The organism is Mycolicibacter arupensis (assembly GCF_002086515.1).
Taxonomy (GTDB): domain Bacteria; phylum Actinomycetota; class Actinomycetes; order Mycobacteriales; family Mycobacteriaceae; genus Mycobacterium; species Mycobacterium arupense.
In genome coordinates this window covers 20,846-45,945 of the sequence record NZ_MVHH01000015.1, presented here as the reverse complement: position 1 = coordinate 45,945, position 25,100 = coordinate 20,846, and the positions used below count along the sequence as shown (strand labels likewise).

At 67.8% G+C, this 25,100-nt stretch carries 27 protein-coding genes and 1 tRNA gene; 13 read left to right on the top strand and 15 right to left on the bottom strand.

The window, feature by feature from the left end; translation table 11 throughout:
• The first annotated feature begins 107 nt into the window (after nucleotides 1–107).
• The 4 genes from BST15_RS23050 (at nucleotide 108) to BST15_RS09800 (ending at nucleotide 4,911) form a co-directional block, all read left to right on the top strand.
• Nucleotides 108–236 carry a hypothetical protein gene (locus BST15_RS23050; protein WP_264002336.1) on the top strand — a complete coding sequence of 43 codons (129 nt, stop codon included), beginning with the start codon at nucleotides 108–110 and terminating at the stop codon, nucleotides 234–236.
• A 79-nt stretch (nucleotides 237–315) separates the two neighbouring features.
• Nucleotides 316–1,257 carry a DMT family transporter gene (locus BST15_RS09810; protein ID WP_046190280.1) on the top strand — a complete coding sequence of 314 codons (942 nt, stop codon included), beginning with the start codon at nucleotides 316–318 and terminating at the stop codon, nucleotides 1,255–1,257.
• A 24-nt stretch (nucleotides 1,258–1,281) separates the two neighbouring features.
• Nucleotides 1,282–3,624: an MMPL family transporter gene (locus BST15_RS09805; RefSeq protein WP_046190281.1), complete on the top strand. Its 2,343-nt coding sequence runs from the start codon at nucleotides 1,282–1,284 to the stop codon at nucleotides 3,622–3,624.
• A gap of 48 nt (nucleotides 3,625–3,672) precedes the next feature.
• Nucleotides 3,673–4,911 (top strand): GNAT family N-acetyltransferase, encoded by a 1,239-nt coding sequence (locus BST15_RS09800; protein ID WP_046190282.1) that lies wholly within the window; start codon nucleotides 3,673–3,675, stop codon nucleotides 4,909–4,911.
• Nucleotides 4,912–4,915: 4 nt separating this feature from the next.
• Here the strand turns inward: BST15_RS09800 and BST15_RS09795 are convergent, their stop codons facing one another.
• From BST15_RS09795 to BST15_RS09785, 3 genes are all read right to left on the bottom strand, one after another.
• Entirely contained in the window at nucleotides 4,916–5,938 is a 1,023-nt protein-coding gene (locus BST15_RS09795) for a DNA polymerase domain-containing protein (RefSeq protein ID WP_046190283.1), read from the bottom strand.
• Nucleotide 5,939: 1 nt separating this feature from the next.
• Nucleotides 5,940–6,980, bottom strand: a complete 1,041-nt coding sequence (locus BST15_RS09790; protein ID WP_046190293.1) for an ATP-dependent DNA ligase — start codon at nucleotides 6,978–6,980, stop codon at nucleotides 5,940–5,942.
• A gap of 159 nt (nucleotides 6,981–7,139) precedes the next feature.
• The gene (locus BST15_RS09785; RefSeq protein WP_046190284.1) at nucleotides 7,140–8,045 is read right to left on the bottom strand and encodes a haloalkane dehalogenase; all 906 of its coding nucleotides are present in this window, start codon (nucleotides 8,043–8,045) and stop codon (nucleotides 7,140–7,142) included.
• Nucleotides 8,046–8,121: 76 nt separating this feature from the next.
• Here BST15_RS09785 and BST15_RS09780 point away from each other — a divergent pair, with 76 nt between their 5' ends.
• Genes BST15_RS09780 through BST15_RS09775 form a run of 3 tightly spaced genes read left to right on the top strand, consistent with a single transcriptional unit; the run spans nucleotide 8,122 to nucleotide 10,576 of the window.
• Nucleotides 8,122–8,538: a DUF302 domain-containing protein gene (locus BST15_RS09780; protein WP_046190285.1), complete on the top strand. Its 417-nt coding sequence runs from the start codon at nucleotides 8,122–8,124 to the stop codon at nucleotides 8,536–8,538.
• 12 nt (nucleotides 8,539–8,550) lie between these two features.
• Entirely contained in the window at nucleotides 8,551–8,685 is a 135-nt protein-coding gene (locus BST15_RS23045; protein WP_264002337.1) for a hypothetical protein, read from the top strand.
• Between the two features lie 34 nt (nucleotides 8,686–8,719).
• The gene (locus tag BST15_RS09775; RefSeq protein WP_046190294.1) at nucleotides 8,720–10,576 is read left to right on the top strand and encodes a fatty acyl-AMP ligase; all 1,857 of its coding nucleotides are present in this window, start codon (nucleotides 8,720–8,722) and stop codon (nucleotides 10,574–10,576) included.
• On the opposite strand, the gene BST15_RS09770 is transcribed toward BST15_RS09775, so the two are convergent.
• The gene (locus BST15_RS09770; protein ID WP_046190286.1) at nucleotides 10,573–11,046 is read right to left on the bottom strand and encodes an NUDIX hydrolase; all 474 of its coding nucleotides are present in this window, start codon (nucleotides 11,044–11,046) and stop codon (nucleotides 10,573–10,575) included. The genes BST15_RS09775 and BST15_RS09770 overlap by 4 nt on opposite strands.
• Before the next feature lie 3 nt (nucleotides 11,047–11,049).
• On the bottom strand, nucleotides 11,050–12,408 hold the full coding sequence (locus tag BST15_RS09765; protein WP_046190287.1) for a WS/DGAT/MGAT family O-acyltransferase: 1,359 nt from the start codon (nucleotides 12,406–12,408) through the stop codon (nucleotides 11,050–11,052).
• A gap of 50 nt (nucleotides 12,409–12,458) precedes the next feature.
• Between BST15_RS09765 and BST15_RS09760 the strand changes: the two genes are divergently transcribed.
• From BST15_RS09760 to BST15_RS22635, 3 genes are all read left to right on the top strand, one after another.
• Complete coding sequence (locus BST15_RS09760) at nucleotides 12,459–13,199, top strand: Rv3717 family N-acetylmuramoyl-L-alanine amidase (protein ID WP_046190288.1); 741 nt, start codon at nucleotides 12,459–12,461, stop codon at nucleotides 13,197–13,199.
• Entirely contained in the window at nucleotides 13,199–14,665 is a 1,467-nt protein-coding gene (locus BST15_RS09755) for a neutral zinc metallopeptidase (protein WP_234708333.1), read from the top strand. Before BST15_RS09760 ends, BST15_RS09755 begins: the two co-directional genes overlap by 1 nt.
• 118 nt (nucleotides 14,666–14,783) lie before the next feature.
• Complete coding sequence (locus tag BST15_RS22635) at nucleotides 14,784–15,314, top strand: DUF4333 domain-containing protein (RefSeq protein WP_234808415.1); 531 nt, start codon at nucleotides 14,784–14,786, stop codon at nucleotides 15,312–15,314.
• A gap of 82 nt (nucleotides 15,315–15,396) precedes the next feature.
• On the opposite strand, the gene BST15_RS09745 is transcribed toward BST15_RS22635, so the two are convergent.
• Nucleotides 15,397–16,122 carry an HNH endonuclease family protein gene (locus BST15_RS09745; protein ID WP_083070912.1) on the bottom strand — a complete coding sequence of 242 codons (726 nt, stop codon included), beginning with the start codon at nucleotides 16,120–16,122 and terminating at the stop codon, nucleotides 15,397–15,399.
• A 256-nt stretch (nucleotides 16,123–16,378) separates the two neighbouring features.
• Here BST15_RS09745 and BST15_RS09740 point away from each other — a divergent pair, with 256 nt between their 5' ends.
• Nucleotides 16,379–16,624 (top strand): DUF732 domain-containing protein, encoded by a 246-nt coding sequence (locus BST15_RS09740; protein ID WP_046189518.1) that lies wholly within the window; start codon nucleotides 16,379–16,381, stop codon nucleotides 16,622–16,624.
• 210 nt (nucleotides 16,625–16,834) lie between these two features.
• On the opposite strand, the gene BST15_RS09735 is transcribed toward BST15_RS09740, so the two are convergent.
• From BST15_RS09735 to BST15_RS09725, 3 genes are all read right to left on the bottom strand, one after another.
• Nucleotides 16,835–16,925, bottom strand: a tRNA-Ser gene (locus BST15_RS09735).
• Between the two features lie 29 nt (nucleotides 16,926–16,954).
• Nucleotides 16,955–17,422 (bottom strand): nucleoside deaminase, encoded by a 468-nt coding sequence (locus BST15_RS09730; protein ID WP_046189517.1) that lies wholly within the window; start codon nucleotides 17,420–17,422, stop codon nucleotides 16,955–16,957.
• A complete protein-coding gene (locus BST15_RS09725; RefSeq protein WP_046189516.1) occupies nucleotides 17,419–17,934 on the bottom strand; it encodes a tRNA adenosine deaminase-associated protein in 516 nt (171 codons plus the stop codon). The genes BST15_RS09730 and BST15_RS09725 overlap by 4 nt, the downstream gene beginning before the upstream one ends.
• Nucleotides 17,935–18,018: 84 nt before the next feature.
• On the opposite strand from BST15_RS09725, the gene BST15_RS09720 reads away from it, so the two are divergent.
• Nucleotides 18,019–18,960, top strand: coding sequence for a prephenate dehydrogenase (locus BST15_RS09720; RefSeq protein ID WP_046189532.1), 942 nt, complete (start codon nucleotides 18,019–18,021; stop codon nucleotides 18,958–18,960).
• Here the strand turns inward: BST15_RS09720 and BST15_RS09715 are convergent.
• Nucleotides 18,926–19,456: a putative glycolipid-binding domain-containing protein gene (locus BST15_RS09715; RefSeq protein WP_276037451.1), complete on the bottom strand. Its 531-nt coding sequence runs from the start codon at nucleotides 19,454–19,456 to the stop codon at nucleotides 18,926–18,928. The genes BST15_RS09720 and BST15_RS09715 overlap by 35 nt on opposite strands.
• Before the next feature lie 169 nt (nucleotides 19,457–19,625).
• On the opposite strand from BST15_RS09715, the gene BST15_RS09710 reads away from it, so the two are divergent.
• Complete coding sequence (locus tag BST15_RS09710) at nucleotides 19,626–19,961, top strand: LapA family protein (RefSeq protein WP_046189514.1); 336 nt, start codon at nucleotides 19,626–19,628, stop codon at nucleotides 19,959–19,961.
• Nucleotide 19,962: 1 nt separating this feature from the next.
• Here BST15_RS09710 and BST15_RS09705 read toward each other — a convergent pair whose 3' ends face one another.
• From BST15_RS09705 to BST15_RS09690, 5 genes are all read right to left on the bottom strand, one after another.
• Nucleotides 19,963–20,574 (bottom strand): histidine phosphatase family protein, encoded by a 612-nt coding sequence (locus BST15_RS09705; protein ID WP_046189531.1) that lies wholly within the window; start codon nucleotides 20,572–20,574, stop codon nucleotides 19,963–19,965.
• 34 nt (nucleotides 20,575–20,608) lie between these two features.
• Nucleotides 20,609–22,486: an alkyl/aryl-sulfatase gene (locus BST15_RS09700; RefSeq protein WP_046189513.1), complete on the bottom strand. Its 1,878-nt coding sequence runs from the start codon at nucleotides 22,484–22,486 to the stop codon at nucleotides 20,609–20,611.
• 79 nt (nucleotides 22,487–22,565) lie between these two features.
• On the bottom strand, nucleotides 22,566–22,703 hold the full coding sequence (locus BST15_RS22075; RefSeq protein WP_165757110.1) for a hypothetical protein: 138 nt from the start codon (nucleotides 22,701–22,703) through the stop codon (nucleotides 22,566–22,568).
• A gap of 117 nt (nucleotides 22,704–22,820) precedes the next feature.
• On the bottom strand, nucleotides 22,821–24,344 hold the full coding sequence (locus BST15_RS09695) for a sensor histidine kinase (protein WP_046189530.1): 1,524 nt from the start codon (nucleotides 24,342–24,344) through the stop codon (nucleotides 22,821–22,823).
• On the bottom strand, nucleotides 24,322–25,026 hold the full coding sequence (locus BST15_RS09690) for a response regulator transcription factor (protein ID WP_046189529.1): 705 nt from the start codon (nucleotides 25,024–25,026) through the stop codon (nucleotides 24,322–24,324). Before BST15_RS09690 ends, BST15_RS09695 begins: the two co-directional genes overlap by 23 nt.
• Between the last annotated feature and the right edge of the window lie 74 nt (nucleotides 25,027–25,100).

Here is a 25,100-nt window from a genome sequence, read left to right as displayed (position 1 = left end):
AGGTCCGGGCCGTCCGCGCTGGGAACCTTGCGTCTTTATAACTCCCGTGGTATCAGAAATCTATATTCAATGAGATAGATTTTCTGGCTCCTGAGGAGGAGGATGCCGTGCACTGCCGATACTCTCCGCCGTCCAAGGCCACCAACAAGAACGCGCCCGGGGTTTCCGATCGGGGTCGCGGGGTACTCAGCCACCAGGCATTTCTCGGCGAGAACCTCGACACCGACAGGCTGTAGCCGGCCATCACTGACAACTGTTCAGCCGGCGGTGTGACAGCTCATTGCCGGCCGGCCCGAGTCACGGGAGGTACTGCGCATGGTCAAGGCGTGCATCGCCTCGTTGCTCGCGTTGAGTTCGGCCGTGTGCATCGCGCTCGGCGACATCTTGCAGCAGCGCGCCGCCTATCGGTTCAACAGCCAGCCACTGGGCTATCTCGACCTGCTGGCGCGACTGGTGCGTGATCGGCAGTGGCGTTGGGGCGCGGTACTGCTGGCCGCGAGCATCGGGCTGCAGGCCGCGGCCCTGAGCCAGTACTCGGTGCTGCTGGTCCAGGTGATGCTCGTGCCTTCGGTGCTGTTCGCGCTGGTGATCAACGCCCGGTGGAACCGCCGCCCGATGAGCGCATCCGAATGGACCTGGGCCGGCCTGCTCACCGCCGCCGTCATTGCGATCGTCACGGTGGGCAACCCCCGACCCGGTCTCGCGACGGCGCCCGGCCCCACCTGGGTCGCGGTGGCCCTTGCGTTCGGGCCGCTGCTGCTGGCCTGTGTCGCGTTCGCGCAACGGCGACACGGTGCGCTGTCGGCGGTCCTGCTGGCGTTCGTGGCGGGATCGCTGTGGGGCGTGTTCGCCGTCCTCGCCAAACAGGTCACCGGCAGGTTGGGCGACGGACTGTGGGAGGTGGCCCGGGCACCCGAGCTTTACGGATGCCTCCTGGCAATGGCGGGCGGCCTGGTACTTGGGCAGGCGGCGTTTCGCGCCGGACCGCTGACCGCTTCCATGCCGGCGCTGGAGGTGTCGCAGCCGGTGGTGGCGGCGGCGCTGGGTGTCCTGGTTCTCGGCGAGACGATCAATACCGGTCACCTGGCGCTGCTCCTCCTGGCTGCGGCGACGCTGGTGATGGTGACGGCAATCATCAAACTCGCCCGCGTCGAAGCCGCCGAGGCCAGCGAGGGCCCGGATCGAGGGCGAGTCCCGCAAGGTCCGCCGACAGGTGCACCAGGGCGCTCGGGCACACAGCAGCGTGCGACCGCGTAAGCGGACAGCGGAAGGGAGCCGGAGATGCTGCGAGCAGTCACTCGACTTGCCATCGCCGCGCCGCGCCGAACTGTTGCGGTCGCCGCGTTGATTGCGCTGGCGGCCGCGATCTACGGCCTCCCGGTGGTAAGCAAGCTCTCGGCGGGAGGGTTCCAGGACCCGACGTCAGAGTCAGCTCAAGCAACCGCGCTACTGCGGGACAAGTTCGACCAAACCGATCAAAAGATGTTGCTGGTGGTGACCGCCCCCGGTGGCGTTCGAAGTGAGCAGGCCCGCGCCGCCGCCACCGACATCATCGACCACGTGAAACGTTCGGAATGGGTGCTCGACGTCTCCTCAGCATGGACGTCGCCACCGGGGACCGCCGAAGCACTGGTAAGCAGGGACTCACACTCGGGCTTAGTGGTGGCCAACCTCAAAGGCGGGGAGAACGAGGCCCCGAGATACGCCGAAGCACTTGCCCACGACCTGGCCCATGACCGCGATGACGGCGTCACCGTTCGTGCCGGTGGTATGGCGGTGGCCTACGCCCAGATCACTCGGCAGAACGAACACGACCTGTGGCGGATGGAAGCCCTCGCGATTCCCTTGAGCTTCGCGGTGTTGGTCTGGGTGTTCGGCGGCCTGGCGGCAGCAGTGCTGCCGATCTGCCTGGGCACCTTGGCAATAGTCGGCACCATGTCGATGCTGCGGCTGCTCAATGCCGTGACCGAGGTGTCAACGTATGCGCTGGATCTGAGCATTGCCATGGGTCTGGCCCTCGCGATCGACTACACCTTGCTGATCATCAGCCGCTACCGCGAGGAACTGGCCCAGCGCAGCGACCGGGAACGGGCACTGCTGCAGACCATGACCACCGCTGGGCGCACCGTGCTGTTCTCGGCCACCACTGTGGGGCTGTCGATGGCGGTGATGGCCCTGTTCCCGATGACGCTGTTGAAGTCGGCCGCGTACACCGTGGTGGCGACCGCGGCAATCGTGGCGACGGCCGCGGTGGTGGTGACCCCGGCGGCCATCGTCTTGATGGGTTCGCGACTCGATGCGCTGGATGTGCGCGGTCTGGCGCATCGCGTGCTCTTCGGCATGGCGGCCAGGCGCGGTCAGGCCTACGAGCCGGCCGGTTGGGTGTTCTGGTACCGGTCCACGAAGTTCGTGTTGCGCCACGCGGTTCCGGTCGCCGCGGCAGTCGTGGCCCTGCTGCTGTTGCTCGGCGCACCGTTTCTCGGCGTGAAGTGGGGATTTCCCGACGAGCGGGTGCTGCCCGAATCCGCCTCGTCACGGCAGGTGGCTGAGATGTTGGAAGGTGAGTTCGACAGCGACGTTGGTATCGCCGTGTCGGTGGTGATCCCCGATGCCGAAGGCTTGAGCGCCGCCGACCTCGGGCGGTATGCGGGCGAGCTCTCGCGGCTACCGGACGTCGCGGCGGTGACCGCACCGACGGGGACGTACGTGGCCGGGCACCGAAGCGGCCCGCCTGCCGCACCTACCGGCATCGCTGACGGCAGCGCATTCGTGACCGTCACCAGCACCGCACCGTTGTTCTCCGAGGCCTCGAACGCCCAACTAGACCGGCTGCATGAGGTTGCCGCACCGCAGGGTCGCCCAGTGCAACTGGCGGGATTGGCGCAGACCAATCGCGACAGCATCGACGCACTGACCACCCGGTTGCCGGCCGCGCTGGGGATGATCGCCGGCGTCACCTTCACGCTGCTGTTCCTGCTCACCGGCAGTGTGGTGCTGCCGGTGCAGGCGCTGGTCTGCAATCTGCTGTCGCTGACGGCTGCCTTCGGCGCGATGGTGTGGATATTCCAAGACGGCCACCTCGGAGGGTTGGGCACAACTCCCACCGGCACCTTGAATGTCAACATCCCCGTGTTGTTGTTCTGCATCGCCTTCGGATTGTCGATGGACTACGAGATCTTTTTGATCTCGCGGATTCACGAATACTGGGTCGCCGCCAAAGCCGCCGCGGCACCGCGGACCCCCGCCCAGGTGCGGGCCGCCATCGACACCAGCACCACCCTGGGCCTGGCCGGCATCGGGCGGGTCGTCACCGCGGCGGCCGTGGTGATGTCGATCTCGTTTGCCGCACTGATACCCGCGCATATCTCTTTTATGCGGATGCTCGGCCTCGGACTGACCCTGGCTGTACTGGCCGACGCCACCTTGGTACGCATGGTCCTGGTGCCGGCATTCATTCACCTCGCCGGTGCATGGACCTGGTGGGCACCCAAACCCATTGCGCGGCTGCATCAGCGCTTCGCGCCGGGCCGCCGGGCCGCCGACGTCGATCAACCCGGGCTTTCCGGCGCGCCAACAGCGTCCGCTGAAACCGCAGCCCCGGAGTGCACATCGGTCCCGCCGTGACGGAACCGACCACAGATCTCCGCGAGCAGCCACCCACGAGGAGGGACGATGAACACGACAGACAACAACATCAGAGTCAGGCTGGCCACCGATGAGGATTGGCCGGCGGTCTATCAGAATCAGGCCCGCATCTACGGAACCTCGGCGGACACCGGGGACATTGAGGCGTGGAAGCGGCGCGTCAAGCTGGGCGACATTCTGGTCGCCGAAGACGTCTCCGACCCAGAGCACCCGTTTCTGGTCGGCACCTCGCTGTACTACCGGCTGCGCCTCACCGTTCCGGGCGGCGCCGGCCTGGACGCCGCGTGGCTGGCCATGATCACCGTCGCCGCCACGCATCAGGGCAGGGGAATCTGGCAACAGATCAGCGCGCAGGGTTTCGGAATTCTGCAGGAGCGCGGCTATCCGATTCTGTGTGGTGTTCCGACCCAGCCGCCCGCCTACGAGATCATGGGGGCCGGCGTCGCCAGCTACTGCCGCCAGTACCACGTCGATCCGCGATCGGCGGAACTGCGCACTCCGCCGGGCAGCAACCGGGCGCGCGAGGTCACCGCCGAAGGGGCGCGGCATCTGCTGCCCGAACTCTTCGACCGCTGGTGCGCCAAGACCCACGGCGAACTGACCCGCGACGCCGCCTGGTGGGACGACTTCTTGGAAGACCGGGAGTCCCAACGCGACGCCGCCTCGCCGCTGAACTTCGTCATTCATCCGGATGGCTTTCTGACGTACCGGGTGATGGGGGCGCCGGCCCACGCATTTCGGCCACCGTTCGGCACCGTGGTCATTCAGGACTTCTGCCCGATCACCGACGAAGCCCATACCGAACTGCTCGCGACGCTGTCCGGCTTCGAGATCTTCGACAACATCGTCATCGAAGTCCCGGTCGACGATCCGCTTCCCCTCAAGCTCAAGGATCAGGCGGCGGCCACAACGGCGGGGCTCAGCGATTTTCTCTGGATCAGGATCATGAAGGTGCCCGAAGTGCTGGCCGCGCGCACCTACTCCGCCGACGCCGATCTCATCCTGGAAGTTGCCGACCCGCTGACCGTCGCCGGGGGGCGATTCCGGCTCCAGATCCGTGACGGCATGGGCAAATGCACTCCGGAGGACGGTCCCGCCGACGTCCGACTGGGCCTCGGCGAGCTGGGCACGATCTACCTGGGGGCCCATCGCGCTGCCGAACTACACCGTGCGCACCGCATCACCGAACTGCGCGAGGGGGCGCTGCGGGAGCTGGACGCGGCCTTCTGCACCGAGCGGGCGCCGCACTGCAGCACGCTCTTCTAGCGCGCTACCTGCGGTCGGTGTCGCGGCTGGGTTGCACCCGCTTGGGTTCGCCCGGCATCTTCGGGTAGTTCGGCGGATAGGGCATGTCGCCCAGCCCGCGGGCTTCGTCGGCGGCGGCCAGCTCGAACAGCGGCTCCAACGATTGTTCGAGGTCGTCGATGGTGCTCCACGGGTCACCGCGGCGTGCGATCAGATCCGGCACGGTGCTGATGGTGTAGTCGTCCGGATCGGCGCCGTCGGCCAGCTCGTCCCACGTCAACGGCGTGGACACGGTGGCGATCGGCGTGGCGCGTGCCGAATAGGCCGACGCCATGGTGCGGTCGCGGGCGTTCTGGTTGAAGTCGACGAAGATCCGCTCGCCACGCTCTTCCTTCCACCACGAGCAGGTGACCGCCTCCGGGGCCCGCCGCTCCATCTCGCGAGCCAGCGCGATACCGGCCCGGCGGACCTCGATGAAGTCCCAGTCGGCCTTGATCCGCAGGTAGATGTGCAAGCCACGGCCGCCCGAGGTCTTGACGTAGCCCACCAAGCCCAGCTCGTCGAGCAGTGGTTTGAGCACCTCCAGCGCCACCACGCGCGCCTGCGCGAAGCCGGTGCCCGGCTGCGGGTCCAGGTCGATGCGCAGTTCATCGGGGTGGTCGGTGTCAGCGCAGCGGACCGGCCAGGGGTGAAACGTCACGGTGCTCATCTGCACCGCCCACAAGATGTCGGCCGGCCGGGTGACTTTCAGGACGTCTGCGGTCCGCCCGGAGGGGAAGGTCACCCGGCAGGACTCCAGGTCGTCCGGATGCGAACGCGGCAGCCGCTTCTGGTACACCTCCTCGCCCTCGATGCCGTCCGGGAAGCGCTGCAGATGGCTGGGCCGGTCGGCCAAAGCACGCAGCAGCGGTCCGCTCGCCACGGCCAGGTAATAGTCGGCCAGCGCCCGCTTGGAGCCGCCGTTACCGAGCCGCGGAAAATAGAGCTTGTCGCCGCTGGTGAAGCGGACGGCGGTGCCGGCAACGTCCAGTTCCTCTGCGCCGGCCATCTCAGGGCACCAGCACGTCAGCGAGGTCGTAGTTCAGCGGTACCTCGAGCTGATCGAAGGTACAGCTGGCCGGGTCCCGGTCGGGGCGCCATCGCCGCAACTTCACGGTGTGCCGGAAACGGTCCCCTTCCATCTGGTCATAGGCGACCTCGGCGACGCGCTCGGGCCGGATCGGGACCCACTGCTTGTCGGCAGCGGAGTTCCACCGGCTCGCTTCGCCGTCGCGAACCTCGCCCAGGCGCAGGGGCTCCAGCTCGGCCAAGAGGGTGAGCCGTTCGGCGTCACTGAACGCGGCTGAACCGCCCACCATGGCCAGCTCGCCATCGGGGCGGTAGAGACCCAGCAGCAGGGAACCGATGCCGTTGCCGCTCTTGTGGATGCGGTAACCCATCACCACGCAGTCGGCGTCCCGGTGGTGTTTGACCTTGACCATTTCACGCTTGCCCGGCAGGTAGTGCCCGTCATTGCGTTTGGCGATCACTCCGTCCAGTCCGGCGCCTTCGAAAGTGGTGAGCCAGCGCCTGGCCTGCTCGGCGTCCGGCGTGGCGCGGGTGACATGGCAGCTGGCACCCCCGGTGATCAAACCGGGCAGCACCTCCCGCCGCACCCGGAACGGCTCGCCCAGCAACGACTTGTCCCCCGTCGCCAAGGCGTCGAAGGCGATGAACTGCGCCGGGGTCTGTTCGGCCAGCAGCCGCACCCTGCTCTGCGCGGGGTGGATCCGCTGACTCAGCGAGTCCCAGTCCAGGCGCGTGCGACCGCCGATCTGACGGGGCACCACCACTTCGCCGTCGAGCACACAGCGCGGTGCGGTCTCGGCGCGCAGCGCCTCCAGCAGCTCCGGGAAGTAGCGGCCCAGCGGCTTGCCGGTCCGCGATTGCAGCTCGACGTCGTCGCCGTCGCGAAACACGATGGCGCGAAAGCCGTCCCATTTGGGTTCGTAGGACCACAGGCCCGGTTCGGTGCCTTCGGGGACGGCGGCGGCCGCCTTGGCGAGCATCGGGGTCACCGGCGGCGCCACGGGCAGATCCATGGTGTCCATCATGGGTGCTGGCGCCACATCTGTCACTGAAGCCCCGGCCGGTAGACAGTGTGTCTGTTGCCCGCCTCTGAGCGACAACTCGGGCTCGCAAGGCCAACCGGGCGATGTTGTCGCGCAAAGGCGGGCGACGGTGCCTGTCCTTCCGCCGGCGCCGGAAGCTCAGCGCCGCAGGAACTCCACGACGTAGCGGGCGAGTTCTTCGCCGGCGTCCTCCTGCAGGAAGTGCCCGGCGTCGTGGATCACCGGATGGGCCCGGCCGTGCGCTCCGGCCATCTCGCGCTCGAAGATGGGCGCCATGGCCCCGGTGATCGGGTCGCCGTCACTGAACGCGACCAGCATCGGGGTCTGCGAGGCGCACAGCGTGGCCCACGCCGCCCGGTTGGCCGGGGCGGCGACGTCCTCGGGAGTGGTCGGGATCAAGGTCGGCATGGTGCGGGGGCCCACGCAGTAACTGTCGTCGGGGAACGGGGCGTCGTAGCCGGCCCGCACCTCATCGCTCATCGGGCGGCGGCACCCGGACTGCACGAACCATCCGACATCGATCGTCGGTGCGGTCTGGATCGCCTCCCGGAAGCGCCACCAGATCTCGGGCATGGCGATGTCGCCGGTGGGCAGGCCGGTGTTGGCCACCACGACGCCACTGAACCGGTCGGGGTTCTCGGCGAGAATCCGCAGCCCGATCAACCCTCCCCAGTCCTGGCCCACCAGGGTCACGTTGCGCAGATCCAGGACGTCGAAGGCCAATGCGCGCATCCACTCGACGTGGCGCGCGTAGGTGTGGTCTTGCGCGCGGGTGGGCTTGTCGGAACGACCGAATCCGACCAGGTCCGGGCAGATCACCCGATAGCCGGCCTCGGCCAGGATCGGGATCATCTTGCGGTAGAGGTAGGACCAAGACGGTTCGCCGTGCAGCATCAGGATCGGCTCGCCATCTTCGGGGCCGTCCTGAACCCACGCCACCCGCAGCGTCCCCCCGTCATCGTCGCCGAGCTCGCAGTACTGCGGCGAATAGGCGAAATCCGGCAGGCCGGCGAACCGGTCATCGGGCGTGCGCAGGGTTTGCATGAGGCGACGATACCGTGTCGGTATATACCCCCAGGGGTTTTTGGTAGGCTGGTGTCACGACAACCAAGGAGGTCTCATGTCCGTGGCACTGAGCACAGCGGTGACCGGCTCCGATTTCGACACCGTTGCACAGAAGACCCGGGAAGTGCTGAAAGACAACGGTTTCGGGGTGCTGACCGAGATCGACATGCAGGCGACACTGAAGGCCAAGCTCGGCAAAGACATGGAGCGCTACCTGATCCTGGGCGCCTGCAACCCGCCGCTGGCGCACCGCGCCGTGACAGCAGAGAAGCGCATCGGGGTGCTGCTGCCGTGCAACGTGGTGATCCGCGAAGACACCGAGCACCCGGGCACCGTGCTGGTGGAGGCCATGAACCCGGGGCTGATGGCGCAAGTCGTCGACAATCCGGCATTGGCGCCGATCGCCGACGAGGTGAGCGAGAAGATCCGCACCGTCATCGATACGCTGGCGGATACGTTGCGCACCGCCTGAAAGGAACCGCCGATGTGCTACCCCGTGCCGTGTCGGGTCTGTGGCAAGACCACCTGGGACGGCTGCGGTGACCACATCGCCGATGTCCGCGCACAGGTACCGCCGGAACAGTGGTGCGAGGGCCACGCGGAGAAGACACGCGCCTAGTCGCGCCGCTGTCCACACGGATTATGGTGTCGGGATGTCAGAGCAGTTTTTGCCGAACGCCCACACCTTGGTGGACCTGCTGCGGGTACAAGCCGACCGGTACGGGGACAAAGTCGCCTTCCGCTTCGCCCCCGACGGCAACAACGTCACGGCAAGCCTGACGTATCGCGAACTCGACGCCCAGGCCCGGGCAGTTGGTTCCGCATTGCGGCGCCAGGGCGCTGCCGGGCAGCGCGTGCTGGCGATCTGCCGACCGGGCCTGGACAGCATCATCAGCATCTTCGGCTGCTTTTACGCCGGGGCGATCGCGGTGCCGGTCGACACTCCCCTGGCCCGCCTGAAGCTGGTCGCACCCGACGCGCAGGCCACCTTCGCGGTCGCGACCTCCACCACCCAAAACCAACTTCAGACGGCGGCCGCAGATGTGCCCGGCATGACGTCGCTGCGATGGTGCGCCATCGACCACGCCGACGCGCCCGAAGCGTGGCAGGCACCGGAGATCGACCCGAACACCACCGCGATGATCCAGTACACCTCCGGGTCGACCAAGTCACCCAAGGGTGTGGTGGTGACGCACGGCAACCTCATGCACAACTTGGAGTCCATCCGGCGCGCCTACCACGGCAACGAGCACGAGACGAGCGTCTACTTCCTGCCGCAGCAGCACGACATGGGCCTGATCGGCGGGGTCCTGGAGATGATCTACGTCGGCTGCACCACCGTCTTGATGTCACCGATCGTCTTCTTCCAGCGGCCGATGGCGTGGCTGGAAGCCATGTCGCGGTTCGGCGCTCACACCACCGCGGCGCCCAACAGCGCCTACCGGTTGTGCGTCAAACAAAGCACCCCCGAACAGCGTGCGGCGCTGGACCTGTCGAACTGGACCACCGCTGCCAGCAGTTCCGAACCGATCCACGCTTCGACCATTCAGGAATTCGCCGACGCGTTCGCTCCGGCAGGATTCCGCATCGAGGCGTTTCTGCCGTGCTACGGCCTGGCCGAGGCCACCCTGCTAGTCGCCGCCGACCCCACTCCTGAGGTCGCCGGCGTCCGCTACGTCGACAGCAAGGCGCTGAGCGAGAACCGCACCGTCGACGTCGACGCCACCACCGACGCCGTCGCCGTGGTCAGCTGCGGCCCGCCGGTCTACGGCCAACGGGTCGTGATCGCCGACCCGGAGACCCGCCGCAGCCTGGGGCCGGACGAGGTCGGCGAGATCTGGGTGTCTGGGCCCAGCGTCGCGCAGGGGTACTGGGCACGGCCGATAGAGAACGCGCACAGCTTCGCCGGATTCCTCGCGGACACCGGCGAAGGCCCCTTCCTGCGCACCGGCGACATGGGATTCCTGTGCCAGGGAGAGGTATTCGTCACCGGGCGGTGGAAGGACCTCGTCACCATCGGTGACAGCAACTACTTCCCGAACAACATCGAGCCGACGGTGCAGGACAGCCATCCGGCGTTGCTGCCTGACCGCGGCGCGGTCTTCTCGGTGCAACCGAAACCGCATGACGACGCCCGACTGGTGATCGTGCAGGAACTGGACTATCGGCAGCAGGTCGCCGAGAGCGACTATCCGGCGATCATGGAGACCATCCGCGCGGCGGTCAGCGAACAGCACGGCTTGGACGCCCATCACGTGTTACTGGTGCCGGCCATGCGGGTGCCCACCACCTCAAGCGGCAAGATCCAACGGGGCGAATGTCGGCGGCAGTTCCTCGCCGGCGAACTGCATCCGCTGGCACAGTGGCAGGCGCCTGCGACGCCGGCAGTCCGGGCCCCGCAGGGAGCTGGGGCAAGTGGAGCGGGCACGCTGGCCCGGATGATCGTGTCCAGCCTGGCGCAGCGGCGTCAGCAGCAACAAGGAACGCCACCGCCCCAGACCGGGGCTTAGGACTCAAGGCCCAGGTAGCTCGTCAACCGATCCAGGGCCGGACGCTGGCCCGCCAGCAGTTTGACGCGTGCCTGGTCCACTGGGAACCAACCGACACGGTCGACCTCGGGAAACTCGCGCAGCTTCCCGGATCGCGGCGGCCACTCCAGCTCGAACGTATTACTGCGGGCATCGGTGACGTCGAGCTCGCCGCGCACCGCGAACACCGTGACCAGTTTGCCGCCGGCCTGACGCACCACACCGAGTTCGGTCCGTTCGCCGTCGGGCGGCTGCAGGCCGATCTCCTCGACGAATTCGCGTCGCGCGGTGTCCCAGGGGTCCGCACCGTCGGGATACTCCCCCTTGGGGATCGACCAGGCGCCGTCATCCCTGCGCGCCCACAACGGCCCACCGGGGTGCACGATCAGCACCTCGACCCCGCCGTCGGCGCCCGCGCGGTACAACAGCAGCCCGGCACTGTGCTTGGCCACCTTTTACACCCCCAGGGCGTGTTCCAGGTCCTCCAGCGCCGTGTCCAGGTGCCCGAGCAGTCGTTGCAGATGCGGCACCGAGCGACGGCAGCCGACCAGCCCGAAGTCGAGGTTGCCGGCATTGCTGACGACGGTCATGTTCAGCGCCTGGCCATCCAAGGCGATCGACATCGGATAGTTGCCGTCCAGGCGAGCGCCGTGCCAATACAGCGGCTCGGCCGGACCGGGCACGTTGGAGATGACGATGTTGAACGGCGGCTTGGCCGTGGAGACGAACCCGGGGATGGCTGCCAGCGCCAGCGGCGCCATGTTGGCCGCCGACAAGGCCAGCGCCTGGGTACGCGGCAGCTCACTGAACACCTTCTTGTTGCCCCGCATCGACGCGCTGATGGTCGCCAGCCGCTGCGCCGGATCCTTCACGTCGGTGGCCAGATTGCACAGAATCGCGCCGACCATGTTGCCCCCGGAATCGGCTTCGGCCTCGGTCCTCAGACTCACCGGGACCATCGCCACCAGGGGATGGTCCGGCAGGGCATGCTGCTCGTCGAGATAGGCCCGCAGCGCCCCGGCGCACATCGCCAGCACCACATCGTTGAGGGTGACCCCGGCCGCCCGTTTGACGGCAATGATCCGCTCCACCGGCCAGGACTGCGCCGCGCACCGGCGCGCCCCGCCGATCTTGACGTTGAGCATGGTGCGCGGCGCTTCGAAGGGCAGCGTCAGTTGCTGTTCCAGCAGCGCGGCACGCGCCAGCTTGAGTGTGGACGGCCCCAGGGCGGCAACGCCTTTGACCATCTGCGTCAGTTCGCCCAACGGGGAGGAAGATTCGGTGCGGGGCCGCGACGACAGCCGCACGGACCACGGGGTGCGCAGTTCCGGCTCGTGCGGGTCGACCGACAGGGTGCGTCGCATCAGTCGCAACAGTGAGACACCATCGATCAGCGAGTGGTGGACCTTGACATACACAGCGAACCGGCCGTCGGCCAGGCCCTCCACCACGTGGGCCTCCCACAGCGGGCGGTGCCGGTCGAGCAGGCTGCCGTGCAGCCTCGATGTCAGCTCCAGCAATTCACGCACCCGCCCCGGCGCAGGCAGCGCCGAGCGCCGCACGTGGTAGTCGAGATCGACGTCGTCGTCGAAGGCCCACCCCACACTGGAGATTCCGCCGAGCAGCTTCGCCGGACGCTTGCGGAAGTCGGGCTGCAGGTCGCCGGCGGCCAGCAGCCCCCGGTAGATCTCGCCGACGAACTCCGGCCCGGCGCCTTCTGGCGGCTCCAACAACATCAACCCGCCGACGTGCATGGGGTGCTCACGCGTCTCGGTCAGCAGGAAGACCGAATCGAGCGGTGACATCAGCTGCATCGATCCATTAGACCCCTAAGGACCCCGTGACCGCTTGCTAGTCTTGCCCGGTGCGTCGCCGGAGCCTGGGCCCCCTTGTCTCGGCCGCGTTCCTCCTGGCGGCCGGCGTAGTGGCGCCCGCAGCCGCCGCAGATCCCACCGCCCCCGCCATTGCCGGCAAAACCGTCTTTCTGGATCCGGGCCACAGCGGTGCCAACGACGCCTCGATCGGCCGGCAAGTACCTAACGGCCGCGGCGGCACCAAGCCCTGTCAGACCAGTGGCACCGCGTCCGACGACGGCTACCCCGAGCACGCCCTGACCTGGGACGTGACCAACCGCGTTCGGGCCGCCCTCGATCAGCTCGGGGTGCACACCGAGCTCTCGCGCGGTGACGACACGTCGGTGGGCCCGTGCATCGACGCGCGGGCGGCGGCGGCCAACGCCGCGCACCCGGACGCGATCGTGTCCATTCACGCCGACGGCGCACCGGCCTCAGGCCGCGGATTTCACGTCAACTACTCCAGCCCGGCTCTCAACGATGCCCAGTCCGGTCCGGCACTGGCGCTGGCCGCCGACATCCGGGATTCCCTGACAGCAGCCGGAATTCCCCCATCGAGTTATCTGGGCGCCGAAGGCCTGTACGGCCGGGCGGATCTGGCCGGGCTGAACCTGGCCGAGTATCCGGCGGTGCTGGTCGAGCTGGGCAACATGCGCAATCCGCAGGACGCAGCACTGCTGGAGAGCGCCGACGGGCGGGCGCAGTACGCCACGGCCGTCACCAACGGGATCGTGGCCTACCTGAGCAGGTGATGATGCCGCGATACCGATTCCACCGCACCGCCAGAACACTTTTCGGGGTAGCCACCGTGATCCTGGCACTGTCGGGCTGCGCGCAGACCGGCACACCCACCGTGGTCGCGGGTAAGGCGAGATCCATGTTGTATGACCCCGGCCGGGTCGGCGGGCTGCCCACCACCGAAGGCCCCAGCGGCCCGCGCGGTGAGGTCGGCCCCGTCACCGCCCGCGTGCAGGGCAGCGATGGCGGCGAGATCGACCGGCTGTCGCTGCTGGCGATCGACGACATCGAGGACTTCTGGACTCAGCACTACGGCCCGGAGCTGCCTGGACGTTTTCAGCCCGTCTCGTCACTGATCTCCTATGACTCCACCGACCCCGACGGACCGCCAGTGTGCGGCGGAGACGTTTACCATCTGCCGAATGCCATGTACTGCCGCCGGCTGGACACCATGGCCTGGGACCGCGCCAAGTTTCTGCCCACCGCACGAAAGTACTTCGGCGACATGGCGATCAACGGGACGCTGGCCCACGAGTACGGCCACGCCCTGCAGAACATGGCCGGGACCGTCAACCCGCTGACACGCACCCTGGTCCGCGAACAGCAGGCCGACTGTTTCGCCGGCGTGTATCTGCAGTGGGTCGCCGCGGGAAGTTCGCCGCGGGTCCAGGTGAGCACCGGCGATGGACTCAACCACGTGCTGGCCGGTCTGATCGTGATCCGCGATCCGGTGTCGACGCCCGACAATCCGCTGTCGATCTCCGACGAGCACGGCACGGCGCTGGACCGGGTGAGCGCTTTTCAGACCGGCTTCGACGGCGGTGCCGAGATGTGCGGCGAGATCACCATGGACGAGATCGGCGCTCGTCGGGGCAATCTGCCGGACTCGCTGTTCGATTCGGAGAACCCGCAAAGCGATCTGGTGATCGACGACGCGGTGCTGGCGACCCTGATGGAACAGCTGGGCCAGATCTTTGGCCTGTCGCGCCCACCGGATCTGTCTACGTCGGGCAAATGTCCCAGCGGCCACCAGCCCGACCCGGTGGCCTACTGCCCCGAGTCCAACCTCATCGTGGTGGACCTACCCGCGTTGCAGGAGATGAGCGCGCCGACGGATCAGTCGACGCTGGGCCTGCCCCAGGGCGACAACACCGGGTTGTCGGCGGTGACGTCGCGGTATGCGCTTGCGGTGCAGCGGGAACGAGAGGTCGATCTGGAATCCGCGGCGGCGGCGTTACGCACGGCGTGCCTGACCGGCGTGGCGCAGCGCCGGATGGCCGAGCCCATGACGTTGTCGTCCGGGCCGGGTCTGACACTGGCCGGCGGCGATCTGGACGAGGCGGTCACCGGCCTGCTCATGAACGGGATCGTCGCCAGTGACGCCAACGACGACACGGTTCCGGCGGGTTTCACCCGGATTCTGGCGTTTCGCTCCGGACTGCTCGGCGACAGCGATGGCTGCCTGAAACGGTTCGGGTGATGGGCCAGCTGCCGTGAGCCATCCCGAAGACCCGCGCAGGCCCCCGGACCGCAGGGCCAACCCGCTGCCGCGGCCACCGCAGCAGCCGCCCCGGCCGCGGGGACCACAACCGCCGCCGGTGCGGCGCCCCCGGCCGCCCGAGCAGCCCTGGTACCTCGAGTTGCGCCGGCCCCCGACACCTCCACCGCAGGCTCCCCGGCCACCGCGGGGGCACCGGCCCGCGGCGCCCGGTCCGCGGCCGCCGGTGCGGCGGGACCACGCGCAGCCCAAGGCGGCCGCCGGCCAACGCCCCACGCCCGCCGCTCCCCCGTCTCGACCGAGCCGGGCGCTATTGATCGCCACGGCCATCACCGGGCTGCTTGCCCTGACCGTGCTGCTGGCATGGGTGCTACGTGGCGTGGGCGGGTCCGGACCGGTCGAGCTGGACGTGTCACGGGCACAGGACGGTGTGCGCCAGGTACTCACCGACCCGATCGACGGCTACGGACGCACGGACGTGACGAACGTCCGCTGCAACAACGGGGTCAACCCGACCGTGCGCAGCGGCACCAGCTTCACCTGCTCGGTCACCGTGGACGGCGCAGCGCGCCAGGTACGGGTGGAGTTCGTCGACGACGCCGGGACGTATGCGGTGGACCGGCCGCGCTGATCAGCGGGTCGATGGACCGGATTTCGCGGGTTGGAGATCACCCCGGAAGTGGGCCAGACGTGGGCATTCATGCCCGTTGCGGCTAGCAGTATTCGGCGAGCACACGGGCCAGCGCGTCACGCTCAGATTGGGTCACCCACAGCCCGTAGCGGGCCTTGATGTCGATGATGCGGGTTGCATAGGTGCAGCGGTAAGCCTTATTGGGCGGCAGCCATGTGGCCGCATCTGCGGAGCCCTTCTCTCGATTGGCTGCGGCAGTGGTGGTTTGCAGGTTGATGGGGTCATTGGCGAAGTTTCGACGGGCCATGTAGTCCCAGTCCTGGGCACCCTTCTGCCATGCGTCGAGTAGCGGAACGACGTGGTCTACCTGGACTTGACTCGATGATCCGGCGCCCCGCTGGAACAGGATCGTCTCGCCGGTATAAGGGTCGTTCAGGGTGCCGGAAAGGACAACGCAGGTCTTGCGACCAGGTTTGAAGCCGGCCCCGGCGAGATCACGGCGCAGCATGTCGTTGCGGGTATCGCACCCGTTGTGGCCGCCTTCAACGGTTACATCGTCTGTCCATTGGTCGCCGAACAGTGCTCGACCGAAATGCGTCTTCGGCGCACGTCCCTTGACCGGCAGGGAGTTGAGCTTCGTCAGAGCAGGGCGGGGTTCTGCGACGGCGCGCGAGGTGGTCGGATAGTTCGAAGTGACCACCGTGGATGCGCTGGAAGACTTTTCGACGACCGACACGACGCCAACAGGCAGAAACACGAGGACCGGGGCCGCGATAAGTGCGACGCGGACCGGCACTGTGAGCCTCATGGAATGGTCAGGTTACCTGCGAGGCGAAGCGCCATTGTGCGGTTTGTCGCGTTGTTAGCAAACGGGGTGCGCTGCTACTACTACCGCGGACGGCCGTGATTCACTTTCTGGCCTGGCGCCGGCCTACGACAACCTGCGATGGCAATGCGTCAGGTGATATCTCTGGGGAATGACAAGAAGTGGTGCGACAAGGAACGTCCTGCGGCTGACTGGTGTGGCTGTGGCCTCGTTGGGATTGCTTTTCTGGACAGGCGCAGTGGCGAGTGCGGATAAGCAGGAGTTCCTGGACTTCATCCACTCGCAGGGTGTTCCGCAGGGCTACTTCGGTACGCCGGGCGCTGACGTCAGCAACGTCATGGTCGCCAATATGGTGTGCGATGTGTTCCACAACGGCGGTACCACCGCGGACATCCCGTTTCTGGGGTTTCAGCAGAACGCTTACCGCGATCCCCTGATTGAGGGTGCGCAGCGATACATGTGCCCCGACACGCTGCAACACTAGATCGTCAGAAGGGGTCATTGGAGCCGAAGAGGGTCCCTATCGCGGACCACATGGTTCGTAGGGCGCGGACTGCCGCGGCCACTCTGCACAGCCGGCATTAACCCACAGGTAGCCGGGTTGTGGGCAAAGTGTGGGGGCACGGGAGCCTGACCGGGACTGCATGCAGAGCGCAAAAAACCCCGCTACCTGCATAGACAGGAGCGGGGCTCTTGGCGGTGGCGGAGGGATTTGAACCCTCGGTGGGGGGTTACCCCACACACGCTTTCGAGGCGTGCTCCTTAGGCCGCTCGGACACGCCACCGCGGGACAGCGTACCCAACGAAGTGCCCCTCAGCCCAATCGCTGTCGGGCGAAGAACTCTTCCAGTGGCGCAGCGCACTCGGCGGCCAGCACTCCACCGCGCACCTGCGGGCGGTGATTGAGGCGCCGATCCCGCACCACGTCCCACAGTGAGCCGACCGCGCCGGTCTTGGGTTCATAGGCGCCGAACACCAGACGCTCCACCCGCGCGGCCACCAGGGCACCCGCGCACATGGTGCACGGCTCCAGGGTGACGGCCAACGTCGCGCCGGTCAGTCGCCAGCCGTCGCCCAGCACGGCGGCCGCAGCGCGGATCGCCAGCACCTCGGCATGGGCGGTGGGGTCGCCCAGGGCTTCGCGAGCATTGGCCGCCTGCGCCAGCACGGTGCCGTCGGGACCCACGATCACCGCACCCACGGGAACATCACCGGGACCGGCCCGCCCGGCCGCCACCAGGGCCGCGCGGATCAGGTCCTCGTCGGCGGGCGCGCCGGTCACCGCTGCGGCAGCGCCGCGGTGAGCTGCTCGTCGAATCCCATCTCGGTGGCGATCCGGTGCAGTTGCTCTTCGACGCTCAGGTCGGACTCGTCCAGGATGACGCTGAGCACCGCGGCGGGCAGCCCGATGTCGGACAGCACCGCGAGATCGCCCTCCTCGAACGGGTCGGCGTCTTCCAGGTCATCGGCGTCGATATCGGCGTCGATCTCCTCAAGCACCTCGTCGGCGAGGTCGTAGTCCAGCGCGGCCGTGGCGTCCGAGAGCAGCAGCCGGGTGCCGGCCGGGCCGGGCCGGATGATTACGAAAAACTCGTCGTCGACGTCGATCAGACCGAAAACCGCTCCGGCACTGCGTAACTCACGAAGCTCCGTCTCTGCTGTGGAAAGGCTGGTAAGCGCTGCGGCGCGCATCGACGTGCAACGCCACTTGCCGTCTTCGCGCACAACAGCCACTCCGAAACCGTCCAGCGTGTCTGCCGGCCGGCCCTGTGCGGACGAGCTCTGTGCTCCCATGGGCGCCTACGGTAGTCGCCGTCTACGCCCTTTACCAGCGTGTGCCAACCTGGACAGGTGACGGCAAGCACAGTGAAAACACCGGTGTGCGTATTGGGGCTGGGCCTGATCGGCGGCTCGGTGCTGCGTGCGGCAGCGGCAGCCGGCCGGGAGGCGTTCGGCTACAACAGGTCCGCCGACGGGGTCAACGCCGCGGTGGCCGACGGTTTCGACGCCACCACCGAGCTGGAATCGGCCCTGACCCGGGCCGCGCAGACGGGTGCCCTGATCGTGATCGCCGTCCCCGTGCCGGCGCTGCCGATGCTGCTCGGCCCCATCAGCCGGCTGGCACCCCAATGCCCGCTGACCGACGTCACCAGCGTCAAGAGCGCGGTGCTCGAGGCGATCACCGCCGCCGGACTGCAGACCCGCTTCGTCGGCGGCCACCCGATGGCCGGTACCGCCCATTCCGGCTGGCCGGCCGGGCACGCCGAGCTGTTCCAGGGCGCGCCGTGGGTGATCAGTGTCGACGACCACGTCGATCCGCAGGTGTTCGCCGAGGTGCTGGATCTGATCCTGGACTGCGGATCGGTGGCGGTTCCGGCCCGCTCCACCGAGCACGACGCCGCCGCGGCCGCCATTTCGCATCTGCCGCATCTGCTGGCCGAGGCGCTGGCCGTCACCGCCGCCGATGTCCCGCTGGCGTTCGCCCTGGCGGCGGGATCGTTCCGGGACGGCACCCGAGTCGCCGGGACTGCCCCGGACCTGGTCCGGGCTATGTGCGAGGCCAACTGGCAGCAACTGCTGCCGGCCCTGGATCGTGCCATCGCGCTGCTGGCCGACGCGCGCGACTCACTGTCGGCGTCGGACTCGGTGGCCGAACTGGTCAATCATGGGCATGCCGCGCGCACGCGCTACGACAACTTTCCCCGCAGCGAGATCGTCACCGTCGTCGTGGGCGCCACCGACTGGCGCCGGGAACTGGCCGCCGCCGGCCGAGCCGGCGGGGTGATCAGATCCGCGTTGCCAACCCGGGATAGTCGATGACGAAACCGTCGGCGTCGACGGTGACGGTGACGCCCCGAGCGTCGGTGCCCGGCGAGATCACCTTGATGCCGTCACCGGTCCCCGCGCTGCTGTAGCTGGCCGTTGCCGCCACCACCGTCATGTCGGGCAGGTTCAGGTACAGCGTGGGCAGGGTGATCGTGCCAGCGCGCTCCTGCAGCCGCGCCCGCCGGATCGGCAGCGTGTTGAAGAACGGGCTGAACAGCATGTCGATATCCAGCGCGCCGTCGTAGGCCGCGCGCGACTGTCCCCGGGCGTCGGTCACCAGCCACATGTTCTCTTCGTCACGGGCGATCACCAGCTGACGTTCACGTTCGGCGAGCGAGACGGTCAGGCCCAGCCGTTTGGTGGCGCCGGACTCATCGGTGTGCAGGTCGTAATAGACGCCGAACGCCGGATGGTCCGCGGTGGCGCCGGACACGATCCGGCCGTTGGCCCTGATGCGGTTTCCGGACAACTGCACCCGCACCGACTCCATGCGGGGGGCGTCGGGCGCCCGCCAGGTCAGAATGGCCGGCCACGGGTTGGACGGGGCTGAGCTCACCAACCCACCGTAGGCGACCCGCCGCGAGCCCGCAGTAGGGCCCCCGGTGCTCAAAGTCACGAGAACCCGGTTATTTCCGCGCCGCAGGCGGCAAGATGTCCCCATGAGCAGCGATCCGAGCGTGCCCTTCGACCCAGCGCAGGGCGACATCAGCACACCGCCGCCTCCTCCTCCGCCGAGCATGCCGTTGACCCGTGCCGGCGCGCTGTGGACAGCGCTGATCGCCGGTTTCCTGGTTCTGATCGTGCTGCTGGTGTTCGTCACCCAGAACACCGCACCGGTGGACCTGGCGTTCTTGACCTGGACGTGGAGCCTGCCCGCGGGCGTGGCGATCCTGCTCGCGGCCATCTGCGGCGGGCTGTTGACCGCCCTGGTCGGCACCGCGCGGATATTCCAGCTGCGGCGCGCCGCCAAAAAGAACCTCGCGGCTCAGCGGTAGATCAGAACCGGGCCTGGTTGCGCGGAAGCAGGTCCCAGACGTGCTCGGTGCCGTTGGTGGCCGCCACCGCGGCCTGGCCGGAGCGGGAGTACAGCAGCCGGGTGATCGACACATAGTCGATGGGAAACGACAACAGCCGCTGCGTGCCCAGGATCTGGTGCAGCACCACATTGATGACGCCGCCGTGGCTGAACACCGCGACCGTGTCGTCCGGATCGGCCTGAGCCGCCACATCGGCGAGAGCTTCGCCGACCCGGGCGCAGAACGCGGCTTCATCGACGCCACTGGGCAGGTGGCCCTGGGCCATCCGAGCCCAGTCCTGCGGGCGCTCGGCACGCAGCTGCTCCACCGGCAGATACCCCGCCAGTTCCCGGTCGTATTCGGCGAAGCGCTCATCGATGTCCACGCTGCGACCGAGGTGGGCGGCCAGCGGCTCGGCGGTCTGGATGGCCCGACGCTGCGGGCTGCTGACCAGGCGGGTAATCGGGAACCGCGCCAACGCCTCCGGCAGGCGCTGCGCCTGGGCGATGCCGGTTTCGGACAGTTCAGGGTCTGAACCCTGGCCGTACTCGCTGCGCAGCGGAAGCGCGTGGCGGATCAACAGCAACTGCACGTCTGTCACCCTAGAGGGCCAGTGCGCACCGGCGTCACGGGGTGACGATGTTGAAACTCGGGTCGGGACGGTCGAGGACGCCCAGCAACCGGGGCAGTGCGGACTGGTCGCCTGAGATCTGCAGGCCGGCCGACTGCAGATCGCCCAGCGCCGCGGCCAGCAGCCGCATCTTGGTGCTCACCGACACCGTGGCATCGGCGACGCCGTCACCGCCGCCCACCAGGCGGCGCTGCACCAGCACACCGTTGCGCAACGTCAGCCGGTAGTCGCCGTCGTCGGCGATCGCCACGTCCAAGGTGAGGTCGAGCTCCCACGCCCGCGGCCCGTTGATGCGGACCGCCAGGGCGTCGAAGATCTGTTCCACGGCGAGCTGGCTGAGCATCGATGTCGAGGTGGTGCTCACCGCCGTGCCCAGCACGCCGCCGCGCAGTTCGGCGGCTCCGGTGAGGAAGAAGTTGCGCCAGGTCGCGTTCTCCGCACCGTAACCGAGTTGTTCGAGGGTGTCCGCATAAAGCTTTCGGGCGCCGGCATGTTCAGCATCGGTGAACATAACGTGGTCGAGTAGTGTGGCCGCCCAACGGAAATCGCCGTCACCGACGGCCTTTGAGGCCAGATCGACCACGCGATCCGCACCGCCCATGGCCGCCACATAGCGGGGTCCGGCCGCCTCGGGCGGGTGTGGCCAGAGCCGGGCCGGGTTGCCGTCGAACCAGCCCAGATAACGCTGGTAGATCGCCTTGACGTTGTGGCTCACCGAACCGTAGTAGCCCCTTGCGTGCCAGGCGTTTTCCAGCGCCGGCGGCAGCTGGAACTGCTCGGCGATCTCGATGCCGGTGTAGCCCTGGTTGAGCAGGCGCAAGGTCTGATCATGCAGATAGGCATACAGATCACGCTGCAGGGCAAGGTATTCGACGATCCGGTCATGCCCCCACGTCGGCCAGTGGTGGGACGCGAATACCACATCGGTGCGCCCGGCAAAGGTGTCGATGGCCTCGGTCAGATAGTTGGCCCAAGCATGCGGGTCTCGCACCACCGCTCCGCGCAGGGTCACCAGATTGTGCAGGTTGTGGGTGGCGTTCTCGGCCATGCACAACGCCCGGAACTGCGGGAAGTAGAAATGCATCTCGGCCGGGGCCTCGGTGCCGGGGGCCATCTGAAATTCGATCAGTACACCGTCGACGGTGTGCGTCTGGCCGGTGTCGGTGATCGTCACCGTCGGGACGATGATGCTGACCTCTCCCGTCGAGGTGTTCTGCCCAAGGCCACAGCCGACCTGCCCAGACGGACCTCGCTGAAGGAGCGTGCCGTACATGTAGGAGGCCCGGCGCGCCATCGCCGTTCCGGCATAGACGTTCTCCGACACCGCGTGCTCGACCAGACCTTCCGGCGCGATCACCGCGACCCGGCCGGCGTCGACGTCGGCCTGGGTTGTCACGCCCAGCACGCCACCGAAATGGTCGACATGACTGTGGGTATAGATGACGGCCGTGACCGCGCGATCTCCGCGATGCGCACGGTAGAGCTTCAGCGCGGCGGCGGCGACTTCGGTGGAGATCAGCGGATCGATGACGATCACCCCGGAGTCGCCTTCGACGAAGGTGATGTTGGACAGATCGAAGCCGCGCACCTGGTAGATACCCTCGACCACTTCATAGAGACCCTGCTTGGCCGCCAGCTGGGACTGGCGCCACAGCGACGGGTGCACCGAGTCAGGCGGGTCCCCGGCGAGGAAGCCGTAGCTGTCGTTGTCCCAGACCACCCGTCCGTCGGCGGCGGTGACGACGCAGGGATTCAGCGCAGCGATGAATCCCTGGTCGGCATCATCGAAATCCGTTGTATCGCCGAAGGGAAGGGTCTTTTGATGTTCGGCGTGGGCGGCCGCGATGGTCGCGCTGACCGGCTGGTTTTCCATGGCCTACAGCTTGCCATCATTGCGGTCCCGCGGCGCGGGTTAACGTCGCCGCCGCACCGCGGCCGAGACGCCCGTCGCGTCACTTTTCCGGCAGGTCTTCGGGAAGCAGTCGTTCCGGCACTTCCGCAGGCGCTAGTCGTTCCGGCGGCTCTGCGGGCACCAGTCGTTCCGGCGGCTCTTGCGGCCCGCCCGGCTCGGGTGACAGTTCGGGATTCATCCGGGTCACCTACCCCTCGGGCGACGTGCGCAAACCCCCGGGGCGAGCGTGCGCAGTTGTACGTCAAACCCGGGGCGTGTTGCCGGGCAAACATGCACGCTCGCGGAAAAAAGGGGGCTACCTGGGCAGGCGCACGGTGAAGGCGGTGCGGCCGGGTTCGCTGGTGACGGCGATGGCCCCCCGGTGTGCCCGAACCACCGCCGAGGCGATCGCCAACCCGAGCCCGGTGCTGCCGCCCTTGCGTGATCGGGAGGTATCACCCCGGGCGAACCGCTGGAAGATCTCCGGCAGGAAGTCCGCGGGAATGCCCGGGCCGTCGTCGGTGACGGTCAGCACCGCGTCGTTGCCGTACACGCTGAGCCGTAGCGTCACCACGGTTCCCGGTCCGGTGTGCACGCGGGCGTTGGTGAGCAGGTTGGCCACCACCTGGTGCAGCCGGGCGCCGTCGCCGGGCACCATCACCGGATCGTCGGGCAGCTCAAGTCGCCACTGGTGATCAGGGCCGCCGATATGGGCGTCGCTGACCGCATCCACCGCCAGCCGCGACAGGTCCACCGGCTCATGCTCCAAGGGGCGCCCGGAGTCCAGCCGCGCCAGCAGCAGCAGATCCTCGACCAGCTGTGTCATCCGCTCGGTTTCGGACTGCACCCGACTTAGCGCGTGCCGCAAAGCCTCGGGGTCCGCACTGTCGGAAACCGGAATACGCTGCGCCAGTTCGGTATATCCGCGAATCGCGGTCAAAGGGGTGCGCAGCTCATGGCTGGCGTCAGCGACAAACTGGCGCACCCGGGTCTCGCTGTCCTGTCGAGTCGACAGCGCGGCGGCGATGTGGTCAAGCATCCGGTTGACCGCGGCACCGAGTTGCCCGACCTCGGTACGCGGGTTGGCGTCGGATTCGGCGACCCGCACCGGCAGGGCCGCCTCCCCGCGATCCAGCGGCAGGCCTGCCACCTCCCCTGCGGTCTGGGCCACGCGGCGCAACGGGGCCAGCGCGCGCCGGATCACCACACTGCCGGCGGTGGCCGCGGCGCCGACCGCGACCAAGGTCACCAGCCCGAAGATCAGCAGCACTCGGAGCAGGGTGTCCTCGACCGTCGCCAAGGGCAGCCCTGTCACCACCACGTCCCCGCCGCGACGGGCCATGGTGGCGACCACCCGGTAGCGGCCCATGCCGTCGAGTCGCCGGGTCACCGACTCGGCCCCAGCAGTCACGTCGGCCAACTGCGTTGCGGCAGAAGGACTCAGTTCCTCACGCTGCCCTGAGGTACTCAGATATCCGGCCTCGATGCCGTTGCCTTCGCCGGGAGATTCTGCGTTGTCCACCACCGCGCCGACCATGCCGGCGGGCTGACCCGGCGCGTCCAGAAAGTCTGGACCAGGCCCTGGCCGGGACCAGTGGTGGCGGTGTCCTAGCGGAAGTAGGTGCGGTCCGTGCAGCCGCGCAGAGCGTTGCGAGGCGTCGTGCAGCTGATGGTCGACTTGGCTGACCAGAAATTGATACAGCGCCAGCTCGGTGACCGCGCCGATCCCGAGACAGGCGAGGGAGAGCAGGGCGATCTGGCCGGCGAGCAGCCGCGCCCGCAGCGACCAGCTGCGCCGGGCGTCGGCGCGCGGCGATCTACCCGGCCGGTTTGAGCACATAGCCCGCGCCACGCAAAGTGTGGATCATCGGCTCTCGGCCGTTGTCGATCTTCTTGCGCAGGTAGGAGATGTAGAGCTCGACGATGTTGGCTCGCCCCCCGAAGTCGTAGTCCCATACCCGGTCCAGGATCTGCGCCTTGGACAACACCCGCTTGGCGTTGTGCATCAGATACCGCAGCAGTTCGAATTCGGTGGACGTCAACGTGATCGGGTCACCGCCGCGCGTCACCTCGTGGGAGTCCTCGTCCAGAATCAGGTCTCCGACCACAATCTGTGCGCCGCTGCCGGCGGCACTGACTCCCGTGCGCCGCAGCAGGGCTCGCAGTCGCAAGACCACCTCCTCGATGCTGAACGGCTTGGTGACGTAGTCATCGCCGCCCGCGGCCAGGCCCGCGATGCGATCCTCCACGCCGTCCTTGGCGGTCAAGAACAGCACCGGCAGGTTCGGATTGACGTCGCGCAGCCGGTGCAGCACGTCGAGTCCGCTCATATCGGGAAGCATCACGTCGAGCACCACGACATCGGGACGGTCGGCTTTGGCTGCAGCGAGCGCCGCAGCGCCGTCACCGGCGGTGACGGTGGTCCACCCCTCGTAGCGCAGCGCCATCGACACCATCTCGGCCAACACCGTCTCGTCGTCGACCACCAGCGCGGTGATCGGCTTGCCATCGGCACGCGCCATCACGACACGTTCGACCGATCCCCGTGGCGCAGTCATCACCTACCAGTATGTTCGGTCCTGCCGATATCTTCATC

Bases quoted from the DNA above. Each gene is read 5' to 3' on its own strand.
- BST15_RS09810 (WP_046190280.1), top strand. From the start codon at position 316: ATGGTCAAGGCGTGCATCGCCTCGTTGCTCGCGTTGAGTTCGGCCGTG.
- BST15_RS09805 (WP_046190281.1), top strand. From the start codon at position 1,282: ATGCTGCGAGCAGTCACTCGACTTGCCATCGCCGCGCCGCGCCGAACT.
- BST15_RS09800 (WP_046190282.1), top strand. From the start codon at position 3,673: ATGAACACGACAGACAACAACATCAGAGTCAGGCTGGCCACCGATGAG.
- BST15_RS09795 (WP_046190283.1), bottom strand. From the start codon at position 5,938: ATGGCCGGCGCAGAGGAACTGGACGTTGCCGGCACCGCCGTCCGCTTC.
- BST15_RS09790 (WP_046190293.1), bottom strand. From the start codon at position 6,980: ATGGACACCATGGATCTGCCCGTGGCGCCGCCGGTGACCCCGATGCTC.
- BST15_RS09785 (WP_046190284.1), bottom strand. From the start codon at position 8,045: ATGCAAACCCTGCGCACGCCCGATGACCGGTTCGCCGGCCTGCCGGAT.
- BST15_RS09780 (WP_046190285.1), top strand. From the start codon at position 8,122: ATGTCCGTGGCACTGAGCACAGCGGTGACCGGCTCCGATTTCGACACC.
- BST15_RS23045 (WP_264002337.1), top strand. From the start codon at position 8,551: ATGTGCTACCCCGTGCCGTGTCGGGTCTGTGGCAAGACCACCTGGGAC.
- BST15_RS09775 (WP_046190294.1), top strand. From the start codon at position 8,720: ATGTCAGAGCAGTTTTTGCCGAACGCCCACACCTTGGTGGACCTGCTG.
- BST15_RS09765 (WP_046190287.1), bottom strand. From the start codon at position 12,408: ATGCAGCTGATGTCACCGCTCGATTCGGTCTTCCTGCTGACCGAGACG.
- BST15_RS09755 (WP_234708333.1), top strand. From the start codon at position 13,199: ATGATGCCGCGATACCGATTCCACCGCACCGCCAGAACACTTTTCGGG.
- BST15_RS09745 (WP_083070912.1), bottom strand. From the start codon at position 16,122: ATGAGGCTCACAGTGCCGGTCCGCGTCGCACTTATCGCGGCCCCGGTC.
- BST15_RS09725 (WP_046189516.1), bottom strand. From the start codon at position 17,934: ATGGGAGCACAGAGCTCGTCCGCACAGGGCCGGCCGGCAGACACGCTG.
- BST15_RS09715 (WP_276037451.1), bottom strand. From the start codon at position 19,456: ATGGAGTCGGTGCGGGTGCAGTTGTCCGGAAACCGCATCAGGGCCAAC.
- BST15_RS09710 (WP_046189514.1), top strand. From the start codon at position 19,626: ATGAGCAGCGATCCGAGCGTGCCCTTCGACCCAGCGCAGGGCGACATC.
- BST15_RS09700 (WP_046189513.1), bottom strand. From the start codon at position 22,486: ATGGAAAACCAGCCGGTCAGCGCGACCATCGCGGCCGCCCACGCCGAA.
- BST15_RS22075 (WP_165757110.1), bottom strand. From the start codon at position 22,703: ATGAATCCCGAACTGTCACCCGAGCCGGGCGGGCCGCAAGAGCCGCCG.
- BST15_RS09695 (WP_046189530.1), bottom strand. From the start codon at position 24,344: ATGTGCTCAAACCGGCCGGGTAGATCGCCGCGCGCCGACGCCCGGCGC.
- BST15_RS09690 (WP_046189529.1), bottom strand. From the start codon at position 25,026: ATGGCGCGTGCCGATGGCAAGCCGATCACCGCGCTGGTGGTCGACGAC.